The 12455-nt window shown below is 58.6% G+C and carries 14 protein-coding genes; 6 read left to right on the top strand and 8 right to left on the bottom strand.

All coding sequences use genetic code 11. The features are described from left to right. The 4 genes from JCM12296_RS45835 to JCM12296_RS27205 form a co-directional block, all read right to left on the bottom strand. Positions 1-730 (bottom strand): FAD-dependent oxidoreductase (locus tag JCM12296_RS45835; protein ID WP_246804948.1); only part of this gene is annotated, 730 nt, incomplete at its 3' end. After that, positions 643-1608, bottom strand: coding sequence for an FAD-dependent oxidoreductase (locus tag JCM12296_RS45840; RefSeq protein WP_054699727.1), 966 nt, complete (start codon positions 1606-1608; stop codon positions 643-645). The genes JCM12296_RS45840 and JCM12296_RS45835, both read right to left, overlap by 88 nt. A gap of 56 nt (positions 1609-1664) precedes the next feature. After that, complete coding sequence (locus tag JCM12296_RS27200; RefSeq protein WP_054699729.1) at positions 1665-2081, bottom strand: response regulator transcription factor; 417 nt, start codon at positions 2079-2081, stop codon at positions 1665-1667. 304 nt (positions 2082-2385) lie between these two features. Continuing rightward, positions 2386-2862 (bottom strand): hypothetical protein, encoded by a 477-nt coding sequence (locus tag JCM12296_RS27205; RefSeq protein WP_054699731.1) that lies wholly within the window; start codon positions 2860-2862, stop codon positions 2386-2388. Positions 2863-3290: 428 nt separating this feature from the next. Between JCM12296_RS27205 and JCM12296_RS27210 the strand changes: the two genes are divergently transcribed. Next, positions 3291-4232: a glycine cleavage system protein H gene (locus tag JCM12296_RS27210; RefSeq protein WP_054699733.1), complete on the top strand. Its 942-nt coding sequence runs from the start codon at positions 3291-3293 to the stop codon at positions 4230-4232. A gap of 26 nt (positions 4233-4258) precedes the next feature. Here JCM12296_RS27210 and JCM12296_RS27215 read toward each other — a convergent pair whose 3' ends face one another. The 4 genes from JCM12296_RS27215 to JCM12296_RS27225 form a co-directional block, all read right to left on the bottom strand. Continuing rightward, positions 4259-4747, bottom strand: coding sequence for an archaemetzincin (locus JCM12296_RS27215; protein ID WP_054699735.1), 489 nt, complete (start codon positions 4745-4747; stop codon positions 4259-4261). A 107-nt stretch (positions 4748-4854) separates the two neighbouring features. Next, a complete protein-coding gene (locus JCM12296_RS45845) occupies positions 4855-5292 on the bottom strand; it encodes an AAA-type ATPase lid domain-containing protein (protein WP_246804946.1) in 438 nt (145 codons plus the stop codon). Further along, positions 5289-6200 carry a sigma-54-dependent transcriptional regulator gene (locus JCM12296_RS27220; RefSeq protein ID WP_246804947.1) on the bottom strand — a complete coding sequence of 304 codons (912 nt, stop codon included), beginning with the start codon at positions 6198-6200 and terminating at the stop codon, positions 5289-5291. Before JCM12296_RS27220 ends, JCM12296_RS45845 begins: the two co-directional genes overlap by 4 nt. Beyond that, positions 6188-7774, bottom strand: coding sequence for a PAS domain-containing protein (locus JCM12296_RS27225; protein WP_054699737.1), 1587 nt, complete (start codon positions 7772-7774; stop codon positions 6188-6190). Before JCM12296_RS27225 ends, JCM12296_RS27220 begins: the two co-directional genes overlap by 13 nt. Before the next feature lie 382 nt (positions 7775-8156). Here JCM12296_RS27225 and JCM12296_RS27230 point away from each other — a divergent pair, with 382 nt between their 5' ends. The 5 genes from JCM12296_RS27230 to JCM12296_RS27245 form a co-directional block, all read left to right on the top strand. Beyond that, positions 8157-8489, top strand: a complete 333-nt coding sequence (locus JCM12296_RS27230) for a hypothetical protein (RefSeq protein WP_054699739.1) — start codon at positions 8157-8159, stop codon at positions 8487-8489. A gap of 21 nt (positions 8490-8510) precedes the next feature. Continuing rightward, positions 8511-9248 (top strand): lysophospholipid acyltransferase family protein, encoded by a 738-nt coding sequence (locus tag JCM12296_RS27235; RefSeq protein WP_054699741.1) that lies wholly within the window; start codon positions 8511-8513, stop codon positions 9246-9248. 4 nt (positions 9249-9252) lie between these two features. After that, positions 9253-10473 carry a ribonuclease J gene (locus tag JCM12296_RS27240; protein ID WP_306304138.1) on the top strand — a complete coding sequence of 407 codons (1221 nt, stop codon included), beginning with the start codon at positions 9253-9255 and terminating at the stop codon, positions 10471-10473. Then, positions 10392-10901: a ribonuclease J gene (locus JCM12296_RS49510; RefSeq protein ID WP_306304139.1), complete on the top strand. Its 510-nt coding sequence runs from the start codon at positions 10392-10394 to the stop codon at positions 10899-10901. The genes JCM12296_RS27240 and JCM12296_RS49510 overlap by 82 nt, the downstream gene beginning before the upstream one ends. Before the next feature lie 76 nt (positions 10902-10977). Next, positions 10978-12455 (top strand): DNA translocase FtsK (locus JCM12296_RS27245; RefSeq protein ID WP_054699744.1); only part of this gene is annotated, 1478 nt, incomplete at its 3' end.

Genomic DNA, 12455 nt, shown 5'->3' on the forward strand with positions numbered 1-12455 from the left:
CGCCGAGCCGTTTGGCCGCCCGGGCCGCATCGATGGCCACATTCCCGCCGCCCACGACGACGATGTGCCTGCCCGGGGGCTGCCGGCTGCCCAGGTTGACCTCCCGCAGAAAGTGCATGGCGTCGATCACGCCCGTGGGGGTCGCTTCGCCGGGAATCCCCAGGCGCATGGCCTTGTGGGCACCAACGCCCAGGAAAATGGCGCAGTAGCCCTGGTCGGTCAGATCGCCCAGGGTGACGTCGACGCCGAAACGGACGCCGGTGCGGGATTCGATGCCGTGGGCGAGCAGGTGGTCGATCTCGCTGTCCAGGATCTCCGGCGGCAGGCGGTAGTCGGGAATACCGACCCGCAGCATGCCGCCCAGCACGGGCAGGGCTTCGAAGATCGTCACCTGAAAACCCTGGCGTCGCAGGTCGTCCGCAACAGTCAGCCCGGCCGGCCCGGAACCGATCACGGCCACCCGCTCGGGCCGGTCTTCAATGGTCGGAATGGGCAGATCGGCAAGATCGACCTGATCGGCGGCAAAGCGTTTCAGATCGCGGATGGCCACGGCGCTGTCCACAGTGGCCCGTCGGCAAACGCTTTCGCAGGGGTGCGGGCAGACCCGTCCCAGAACGCCGGGCAGCGGTAGACGCTGGCGGATCAAGGCAATCGCTTCACGGTATTTACCCTGGCCGACGAGTTGGACGTAGCCTGAACATTGATGCCCGCCGGGCAGGTGGTGGTGCAGGGCGCGCGGTCCTTCTTGTCGATGGTGTAGGTGATCGGCACGGCCTGGGGAAAGGCGCGGAAAATCGCCTTGCGCCGGGAAAGGCCCTCGTCCCACTCACTGGGCAATGCGACCGGGCACACCTTGGCGCACTCTCCGCAGCCGGTGCAGACCCCCTCCTTGATGTAGCGCGGATGACGGGTGACGGTGACGTTGTAGTTGCCTACATAGCCGGACACCTCGCTCACCTCGCTGTAGGTCAACAGGCGGATGTTGGGATTCTGGGCCACCTCGACCATTTTGGGCGTGCCGATGCAGGCGGCGCAGTCCAGGGTCGGAAAGGTTTTGTCGAATTGCAGCATGTGGCCGCCCACGGTGGTCTGGCGCTCGACCAGGTAGACCGTAAGGCCGGCGTTGCCGATATCCAGGGCTGCCTGCATGCCGGCGATACCGCCGCCCACGACCATCACGTCGGGGTGGACATCGACGGTGCGGGTCTCGAGCATCTGGTGGAAATTGACCCGGTTGATGGCCCCGGCGGCCAGGGTCTTGGCCTTGGCGGTGGCCTCGTCTTCATCGGCCGTGACCCACGATACCTGTTCACGCACCGAGGCCATCTGGAACAGGTAAGGGTTGAGGCCGGCGCGGCGGCAGGCATCCTGGAAGGTCTTTTCGTGCAGTCGCGGTGAGCAGGAGGCCACCACCACGCGATTGAGGTCGTGGGTGCGGATGTCGGTCTCGATCATCTCCTGGCCGGGGTCGGAGCACATGAACTTGTAGTCCCGGGAGACGACCACGTTTTTCAGGCCACGGACAAAATCGGCGACTTCCTGGACCCGGACCTTGTGAGCGATGTTGATGCCGCAATGACAGATGTAGAATCCGATTCGGACAGGCATGGGCGCTCTCCCTGATTTTTATGAAACCGCCTGAATCGGGGCTTTTTGTTGGCCCGTCAATCCGGCGACGTGCAGAACCGGTTGATCACGGCCAACAGTTCCTCGGCTTCGGGGGGTTTCTGCAGATAGGCCTCGGGCGCGGGAATGGGACGACCCGATGGCGATCGCCGGGTTTCCGTCCAGCGGTCATAGGTTTCCTTATCCAGGGTGGACAGCATGACGATGGGAATGTGGCACAGGCCGTCGCTGCACCTCAGGCTGCGGAAGAGGCGCAGACCCGCCTCCTTCGGCAGCATGGCATTGATGATGACCAGCCCGGGGATGGTGTCCTTGGCCTTTTTCAGTCCCTCGGCAATGGTGGCGGCGCAGATCGGGCAGAAGCCGTTGGCAGCAAGCAGGTTGGCGAGAAAAATGCGCGTGTCCGGCTCGTCTTCGACCACGAGGATGGTTTTCGCGGATGTGTTGGCGTCCACCGGTTGCTCCCTGGATAGTGGTTGTAGCTCAGAGCCTGAATGTAGTTTATACAAAGCATGCGGCATGCCAGCATGCTGGGATTGACTCAACTCCTTGATATATTGAAACAAGATTTGTGGGTCGGCGGCCGGCGGGAGGAAAATCGGTTACCATCTGTTGCCATGGCTGCAACTATATTGGGGATAAAATGTGAACTAACAATATGAAATATGATGGTTAATTAATTTTTTAAACGTTGCGCAACATATGTTGCGCAACACGCTGCCGCAATAGGCGCCGTCGGTATCGTCGTTGGAAGGAACGTCAACCCTCTTCGGGGATCACGACGCGTTGCCCGTTGACCTGGATGGCCAATCCGTCCGGCGTTTCCTCCAGGTGGGCGGCCAGTGTCATCAATGCCCGGTCGCTGAATTTGACCACCTGGCGACCCATGCGCTGATACATCTGGTCCGCCCGGGAAAAGAGGGCATGGGCATCCAGGGGGATGGTTTGGGTGGTGTTGAGCAGCAGTTGGATGGGGTCCGATTGGATCACCTGAATGACGAAAAGGGGCGTCTCCGCATAGGTGAAGTAGACCTTTTCGCGGATGGTGCCCCGTACCTGGGTGACATAGTAGCCATCCGCGTCCCACCGGATGGCCCTGTTGAAATGGTCGATGATGCGTTTATGCTCGAAGCGGCCGTGGCGGTTGTGCCAACGGCCGCGATCGTCCATCCAGAAGACGGCATTTTCCTTGGGGATTACGACTTCGGTGAGGGCGTCATTCGTGGTTAATGGCATTTGGTGTCCGGTTATTCCGTTTGCGTGATGATGACGGCTACGGCCCATGTCATTCGTGTTTTTTGGAAAAAGGACCAGTGGATTGGTTCAAATCTTTTCCTGATTACCCCAAAGCCCGCCGCTTTTCAAGCCCCATGGGTGTTCATTTTGGCTACACCGGGACGCTGTACCGATGCGAATGGCAACACCTGCCTAACTTATTTAATTAAATAGAAAAGTGTTGTCTGGGAGCGAAACTGTGACGATGGGGTGTCGCCATTTTAAGCAAATGGTTGGATTCCTTTGGCCGGGCCTCGCGCCAAAACAATCCTTTATGGAAAAAATAGTTAACAAATTCAATGGATAAACAATATGGCCAAAATCTGTCCCATGGCAGGCGGCTTGCTATAGAAATAGGGTAAACCATCTGCAAGGCAAGGAGGTACGCCATGAACGCGTCATCAACAAAAAAGCCGGTTTCGCCCCAAAAGCGCGTGGTGGGTTTCAATGTCCTGGAGGATCGCTGCATCTGGATGAAGGCGGGTGTGATCAATTATCACATCTGTGACAATGCTTTTGACTGCAATGCCTGCCCCTTCAACCGGGCCATCCGCCAGGCCATGAAGATCGACCCGGCGGTTGACGACCATACCGCCGCATCAACATGGGTGACCTACCTGGTCGAACGCTATGACGGGGCCAATCGTCCTTGCCGGCATGCGCTGACCGGCCGGATCAGCGCGCCAAAAACCTGCCCGTACAACTATGAATGCTACCATTGTGCGTTCGACCAGATGCTCGACGAAGCGGATCTGGGGGCCGATTTGGCAGTGCCGACCTGCCGCACGGTGGCCGGATTCAGGCTTGCCGACGATTACTACTATCACCTGGGGCACAGCTGGGTCCGCTTCGAACACGGCGGACGCGCCCGGATCGGCCTGGACGACTTTGCCGCGTGTGTGTTCGGCCATCTGGATCAGATCGATCTGCCGCCCCTGGGCGCCAGGGTCCAACAGGATAAGGTGGGATGGACATTCGGACGGAAGCAACATCGGGCAGGCGTGCTCGCGCCGGTGACCGGCACCGTCCTGGCCGTGAACCATCCGGCACGGGAGCACCCCGAGCTGGTCAACGAAGATCCCTATCATACCGGCTGGCTTTTCATTGTCGAGCCGGACCTGCCCAAGCGCAACCTGAGGCGACTGTTTTTCGGTGCCGAATGCACCCGCTGGATCGACCAGGAGCAGCACAAACTGCTCGGCCTGATGGGGCCGCCCTACCTCGACATGGCCGCCACCGGTGGATCGGTGGTGCGGGATATTTACGGTGCCATCGATACGCTGGGGTGGGATGACCTAACATCCGCGTTTTTGCATACCACCCGAAAATGATGGCAGGGGGGCACAACCCCCTGCCGTCAGGACCACGCCGCCAGCGATCGGTGCAGGGAGCGGCGGCAGTAGCGACAAAAATTGAGCGGGGTTCGGTCCAGACGGTCCGGCGTGTCGGAAAAGTGCATCAGACAGTGGGGATCGGCGCAGTGCAGCAGGTTCAACAGGTGCCCCAGTTCGTGCAGGGCGATTTTGGCGACGCGCTCCAAAACGTGGCCGGAGGGCGGGCACATGCCGTCCGTGGGGGTGGCCAAGCGGTACAGCGAGATCACGGCGACCCTGCCGTTTTGACGGGCTTCACCGAAAACATGGGTGAAAAGAGGGGTGAACAGATCCACATCAAACAGGGCGATGATTTTGAAGGCGTCGATCCTATCCGCTTTTTCCAGGGCATCGATGAGCAGCGCGGCATTGTATTGCAATCGCCCACCGTCCAGGGCCTGGGGGGGAAGGGGCATGGCCGGCAGGATCTCGGCGGTCATGTTGAGATAGCCGGAAATGTGGGCGGCGATCACCTTGCGGCGGTGTCGGGCGCCTGCCCGAAGGGGATCACGGCAACCCCCGGCGTTTTCCGATTCAAAGGGATATCGGGCCGATTCAAATGGATATCGGGCGGCATGGGCTATTCGTGATCCACGCCGCCGGGTTCAAGCTGGTAACGGCGGATTTTTTTGTGCAGGGTGACCCGGTTGATCCCCAGGGCGTTGGCCGCCTGGGTGATATTCCAACCATGCTGATCGAGGATATCGAGAATGTGGTGCTTTTCCATGTCCCGCAACGCTGGCCCGTGGGCGGCGGCCCGGGTAGGCGGCTGCAGGAAGGCGAAGTCCGAGTCGCTGAGCATTCGCGATTTGGAGAGCACCATCGCCCGTTCGATGGCATTTTCCAGCTCGCGCACGTTGCCGGGCCAGTCGTAGGTTTCGAGAAGGCGCAAGGCCGCCGGTGAGACGCGATCCACGCGTTTGGTGGTTTCATGGGAAAACTTTTTCAGAAAATGCGTGACCAGCAACCCAACGTCGGTTTTGCGCTGCCGCAGCGGGGGAATGTCGATCCGAATCACGTTGATGCGGTAGTAAAAATCCTCTCTGAAACGGCCGGCTCGATCTGGGCGTTCAGATCGCGGCTGGTGGCCGTCACCAGTCTGAAATCAACGGACAGGGGGGTCCGGCTGCCCACCCGGGTAATGGTTTTGTCTTCCAGCACCCGCAGCAGGTCGACCTGCATTTTGGGACTGATTTCGCCCACCTCGTCCAGAAACAGTGTCCCCCCGCTGACGACTTCCAAAAAACCCCTGCGATCACGGGTGGCACCGGTATAGGCGCCTTTCTGGTGGCCGAACAGTTCGCTCTCCAGCAGGGTATCGGGAATCGCACCGCAGTTGATGGCGATAAAGGGGAGGTTGGCGCGCGGGCTTTTGGCGTGAATCGCCCTGGCGATCAGCTCCTTGCCGGTGCCGGTCTCGCCGGCCAGAAGCACCGACGCATCGCTGTCGGCCACCTCGGCGATCATTTCGAAAATCGTCATCATGGCCGGCGATTGCCCGATGATATTATCGAATCGGGTGATCTTCTCCAGGCGCCCCTTCAGGTAGTTGAATTCGGATGAGCGCTTCTGGTGCTGGGCCACTTTCTCCATTACCAGGGAAAGCTGGTCCGGCTTGAACGGTTTCACCAGATAATCGGTCGCGCCGAGTTTCATCGCCTTGACGGCGGACTCGATGGAACCGTAAGCGGTGATGATGACCACCAGGGTTTCCGGGTAACGCGCCTTCACCTCGGCCAACAGCTCGATGCCGTCCATGCCCGGCATCTTGATATCCACGAACAGGAGGTCATACGGGGCCTGGGTGAGCTTGTCCAACGCCTCGGCGCCGGATGCCGCCGTTTCCACCCGGTGCCCGCTTTTCTGGAACCAGTAGAAAAAGGATTCCCGGATAATGCGTTCGTCGTCGACAATCATGATTTGCATGCTGCGGACTCCCTATCCCGGTTTGCCGTCCTGCTCGGAAACCGCCCTGACCAGCGGCAGCTGGATGGTAAACGTGGTGCCCTGATCAACGACACTTTCCACCCGGATCTCCCCCCGATGGTTTTTGACCACCCCGTAAACAATGGACAGGCCCATGCCGGTGCCTTGGCCCATGGGCTTGGTGGTGAAAAAGGATCGAAGATGTGGTTCAAATGCTTGCGGGCGATGCCGTGGCCGCTGTCTTCAATCGCGACTTCGGCGAGCCGTTGATCGTCGATGCGGCGCGACACGATGCCGAGTCTGCCCCCGGGCCCCATGGCCTCGATGGCATTGAAAATCAGATTGAGGAAACACTGCTGCAGGCGGTTGATGTCGCCATGCACGAAAAGGGGCGCATCGGTAAGATCCATTTTAAAAACAATATCCTGCAATTCCATACGATGGCGCACCAGATCGATGACCGTTGAAATCACCTCGTTGAGATGGATGGTCCTGAAGGTGTCCTTAGACGTCCTGGAAAAAGAGAGCAGACTGCTGATGATTTTGCCGCAGCGGTCCAGTTCATCGGCCATGAGATCGGTGAACCCGCGCAGTTTGCCGATCTCTGCCTGGGTCAGGGTGTCGGCGGAGAGCATCTCCTTGATGATATGGCTGAAGGTCAGGAGCCCCTGAATGGGGTTGTTGATTTCATGGACACAACTGGCCACCAGTTTGCCCAGTGAGATCATGCGGTCCTCCTGGATCAACTTGTTCAGGTCCGACCTCAGCTCCTGTTCGCGTTTCTTCCAGCGGGAGGCGATTTCGCGTTCAATGTCCATCCAGATTTCAATCACCCGCACGATGTCGCCCTTGGCGTTGCGCACCGGGTAGGTGACGATATCGTAAAGGGCCGTCGTGGATTCCCCGGCCGTCAGCGAATGAATGCCTTGGGTCGATTGGCCGGTGCGCAGGGTTTCCAGCATGGGGCAGACCACGCCGTTTTGCAATGCATCGCAAGGTGCCGCCAGATTGTGGATGACTTGATAACAAGGGGCGCCGATAACCGCTTCGCGGCTTTTGTTTACCGTTTGCAAATAGGCGTCGTTGACCGAATCGATGGTGAAATCGGTATTGATCACCACGATGCACTGTTGGTTCTGCTGAATCAGGAAATCGCGCAGGGCTTTTTCGAAAACGATCTGTTGTTCGGCGGAGCGCAGTCTTTGATCGACCTTGAACAGGTTCCGAAGCAGCCGGCCGATATTGTGCTCGATGATGCCGATGCGGGCAGGGCGCAACTGGATCAGTTCCACCAGTACATCCCGGTTGCTGGTGAGCTCGATGATGCCGTCCAGGCCGTCGAGGGAAAAAAGATCCCTGAAATCGGTGGTGGTGTAAATGCCCATGCGCTGGGCCATGCGAAACCCTTCGGCGCGGGGGTTGATGTCACAGACACCGATGATTTGAATTTGCAGGTAGGGCAGGTTGCCCAGGCCAATCAGTTTCAGGAAGAATTTGCATGCCCGCCCACCGCCGACAATGGCCAGCTTAAGCGGCAGTTTCCCGGAAAATGGAGCCTTCTCGATGGTTGGCATATGCTGATTTTATTTCTCTCCGGAATCCTTGTCAACCGAAGGGCGCCCATTGTCCGGGGACCCGATGTGGCTTTCGGCCTTTTGTTCGCCTATCGTGAAGCAGGTGATTGGGGCTCAATCAATGCCAAATGCCAAAATCCGAATGTCAATTGAAGGATCCAATCGATTCTGGATCGATAGAATACCACCAATTGACATTTGGCATTGGATATTTGACATTTTTGCATGACGTCACTGTGTAAGTGGATCGTTTTGACTCGCGAATCCCCCCACGGGTTGTTGTCAAAGTCTTGAAGTGAACATATATGTTGAGATTTACACTGTTTTATGCTAGTAACCAAAGGTATCTTGGGAACAACACTGCCCCCGTGGACAAATACCGATGAAACAATATGTGATTGACGAGATTCGCTATCAGGATTACGAAAAAATAAAAGCCTACCTGGACGAAACCTATGGCGCGTCGGGCTTAGATGGCCTTTACTGGATTCCGTTGGACGAGGCGCTGTATTCCGATATTCAGCAGTCCCACGGGGATTGCGCACCCTTTTTCATGGCCATGGAGCTGATGGAGAACCGTCTGGCCGGCGAACTGCTGGTTCGTACCCGCAGCCGCGTGCGTTGTGACTGTATCCATTATGCCGATGAGCGGCAGCGCAACTGGCTGATCCAGACCATGGACGCGATTTTCGAGAAATTGGACCTTTTCACCTGACCCTGCAGGAAGTCCTTTCCCATGCTGACATCCCTGATCCACAAACTGCAAGCCGCCGGCATCGTGCTATGGACCGTCGTCGCGACGACGGTTGTCGGAATCACCGTCATTCTCTGCTCGTTTTTCAGCCGCACGGGTAATTTCCCCCATTTATTGGCGCGGGTGTGGGCCAATTCGATCCTTTGGATCAGTCGGGTGAAGATCACCGTCGTGGGTGCCGAAAAGCTGGACGCGAGTCGCTCCTACATTTACATGCCCAACCATCAGAGCAATGCCGACATTCCCCTTTTGCTCGGACGGCTGCCGGTTCAATTCCGCTGGTTGGCCAAGGCCGAACTGTTCAAGATCCCGATCTTCGGTCGGGCCATGCGCGGGGTGGGTTACATCAGCATCGACCGCTCCAATCGAAAATCGGCGTTTGAGAGTCTGACGCGCGCGGCCGAAACGATTCGCAACGGCACCAGCGTGCTGATTTTTCCCGAAGGCACGCGCAGCCCCGATGGTCAGCTGCTGCCGTTCAAAAAGGGGGGGTTCGTCCTGGCCGTGGACTCGGGGGTGCCCATTGTTCCGATTGTCATCCACGGAACCCGGGACATCGTTCCCAAGGGCCATTTCATGATCCGCCCGACACCGGTGCGCATGACGATTCTCGACCCCATCCCGACGGCGGACTACACCCGCAAGCGCAAGGACGATCTTCTGGAGCGGGTGCGCGCCACGCTCACAGCGCACCTTGCCGACGGAAGACAGGAATCCTAAGCACATGCTTAAACTGATCCCCTTGGGCGGCCTCGGTGAAATCGGCCTCAACATGATGGCGGTGGAGTACGGCGATACCATCTTCGTGATCGATGCGGGCCTCATGTTTCCCGAAGACTACATGCTGGGTGTCGATTACGTCATCCCGGACATGGATTATCTGCGCCAGAATCGCAGTCGCGTCTCGGGCGTCATTCTTACCCATGCCCATGAGGATCACATCGGCGCGTTGCCTTTTCTGTTGCGGGATATCAACGTGCCGGTATTCGGTACGCCCTTCACCCTGGGGGTGGTGCGCCACAAGCTGGAGGAGCACGATTTGCTGGCCAGCACGGCCATGCACGAGGTGCTGCCGCGGGAACACCTGAAGATCGGGCCCTTCGACATCGAATTCATCCGCGTCAACCACAGCATCGTGGACGGGGTGGGACTGGCCATCCGCACACCGGTGGGCATGGTCATCCATACCGGCGACTTCAAGATGAGTCATACCACCATGGACGGCATGCTCACCGATGTCAACCGGTTCGCCCAGTGCGGCGAGGAGGGTGTGCTGGCCTTGTTGTCGGATTCCACCAACGTGGAGAAGGACGGTCACACGATCTCCTCCCAGGAAATCGGCGCCGAACTGGCCCGGATCACCGAAGCGGCCAAGGGGCGCATCATCGTGGCCCTGTTCGCCTCCAACATCGCCCGTATCCAGCAAATCGTCAACATCGCGCGGACACGCGGCCGTAAAATTATTTTCAACGGCCGCAGCATCGAGGTGAGTGTCTCCATTGCCCGCAAGCTGGGCTACCTGGAGATTCCCGAAAGCATGGAGATCGACATCGACGACTTGAATTCCTACCTCGACGACGAGATCATCATGATCACCACCGGCAGCCAGGGCGAACCCATGTCGGCCCTGTCGCGCATGGCTGCCGGCACCCACAAGCAGATCAAGATCCATCCCGACGACACGGTGATCCTCTCCTCGAAATTCATTCCGGGCAACGAGAAAGCCATCGGCAACATCATCAACAACCTCTACCGCCAGGGCGCCGATGTCGTCTACGAGAAGATCTCCAAGATCCATGTTTCCGGTCACGCCTTTCGCGAAGAGCTCAGGATGATGATCAATCTCACCAAACCGCGGTTTTCATGCCCGTACACGGCGAGTACCGTCACTTGGTGCTGCACACCCGCCTGGCGCAGGACGTGGGCATTCCCCGGCGAAACCTGATTCTGGCCCAGAACGGCCAGATCATCGAGCTCGGCGAAAAGGGCTTCCAGATTCGGGACAGCATCAGCGCCGGCCGGGTCCTCATCGACGGCAAGGGCATCGGCGACGTGGGGCGCAGCGTGCTCAAGGAGCGGCGGATTCTCTCCGAGGAGGGGCTGGTGGTGGTCAACATGGCCTTCGACGAGGAAACGGGAATTGTTGTTTACGGCCCGGACATCGTTTCGCGGGGCTTTGTTTTCGAAACCGAGACCGGGCACCTGCTCCAGGATGCCCAGTGCGTGATTTTGGAAATCGTCGAGGATGTCACACCGGACGTGGCCAACCGGGTGGACAAGATCCGTGCGCGCATCCAGACGGCGCTACGCCAGTATTTTTTTTACACCATTGGCCGGCGGCCGGTGATTCTCCCCTTTCTGGTGGAGGTTTAGCGGCATGCCCGCGCCTTTCCCCGCCTCCAGCCAAAAGCCCGACGGGAATCGATTCCCCGACGGCCGGTAGACAGCGATGAAAAAAGAGATAACCGGTATTCTTTTCTTTTTCATGGTGGTGTTCAGTCTGATCAGTCTGATCTCCTTCGATCCGCGAGATCCCTGCCTGTTTTTCAGCACCGGCACGGGCGGTGCGGTCAACAACCTGTTTGGCGTCTTCGGCGCCAATTTTTCCGGCATTCTGGTGGGGCTGTTTGGCATCGGCGCCTTCTGGATACCGTTTCTTTTCCTCCTGGGCAGTCTTCTCTTTTTCGGCAAGCAATCCGGACGCGCCCTGTTGCCCCTGGCTGCCGGTGGTTTTTTGCTGGTTTTGACCACGGGCAGTCTTCTGGCCCTCAAACAGGCGCACTATTCGTTTTTTGGCAGCCGGTTCTCGGCCGGCGGCATCATCGGCATGCCATTCAAATCCTTTGTCGTGCATTACTCCAACCCGGCCGGCGGTTCCATCATCCTGCTCCTCTTGTGGCTGATCGGCTTCATCATGGCCACGGGCTTCTCCATGGTGGCGTTTTACCGGCGCTGCAAATCCGCCAACGGGAAGCTGATCGACCAGGCCGCCACGACGATGATCAAGCTCAAGGAACGCCGCCAGAAAAAAGTCAAGATCCGGCAGAACGTCAAGGAAGAGAAGAAAAAGAAGAGGGCCGAGAAGATCAAGATCAAGACCCCCGATCCCCGCCCCATGCCGGTCAAGCCGATACCCAAGCAGGAGGTTTTCCCCTTCATGAAGGCCGGCCCCGGATTCACCCTGCCGTCGGTCAATTTTCTCGACGATCCCAGTCCCCGCCCCAAGTCCACCAACGAAGAAAACCTGCACATGCAGTCCCGGCTGCTGGAAAAGAAACTGGAGGATTTCGGGGTCCATGGCAAGGTGGTGGCCGTCACGCCCGGACCGGTGATCACGACCTTTGAATACGAGCCGGCCCCCGGGATCAAGATCAACCGCATCGTCAATCTCACCGATGACCTGGCCCTGGCCCTGCGCGCCATCAGCATCCGCATCGTGGCCCCCATTCCGGGAAAGGCGGTGATCGGCGTGGAGATCCCCAATGCCGACCGCGAAACCGTGCGCTTCAAGGAGATGATTCTCTCACCGGCCTTCCAGGAGACCAAAAGCGCCCTGACCTTGTGCCTGGGCAAGGACATCGTGGGTAACCCGGTGTCGGCCGGCCTGGAGAAGATGCCCCATCTGCTCATCGCCGGAGCCACCGGTACGGGCAAGAGCGTGGCCCTCAACACCATGATCTGCAGCCTGCTCTACCAACTGACCCCCGATCAGGTGAAGTTGATCATGGTGGATCCCAAACGCATCGAACTCTCCATGTACGACGGCATCCCGCACCTGATCACCCCCGTGGTCACCGATGTGAAGAAAGCCACCAACGCCCTGTTCTGGGCCGTCAAGGAGATGGAGCGGCGCTACGAGCTGCTTTCCAAGATGAAGACCCGCAACATCGACCAGTACAACCGCAAGATCGCCAAGGAGCCGCCGCC

The organism is Desulfosarcina cetonica JCM 12296, from assembly GCF_001311845.1.
GTDB lineage: Bacteria > Desulfobacterota > Desulfobacteria > Desulfobacterales > Desulfosarcinaceae > Desulfosarcina > Desulfosarcina cetonica.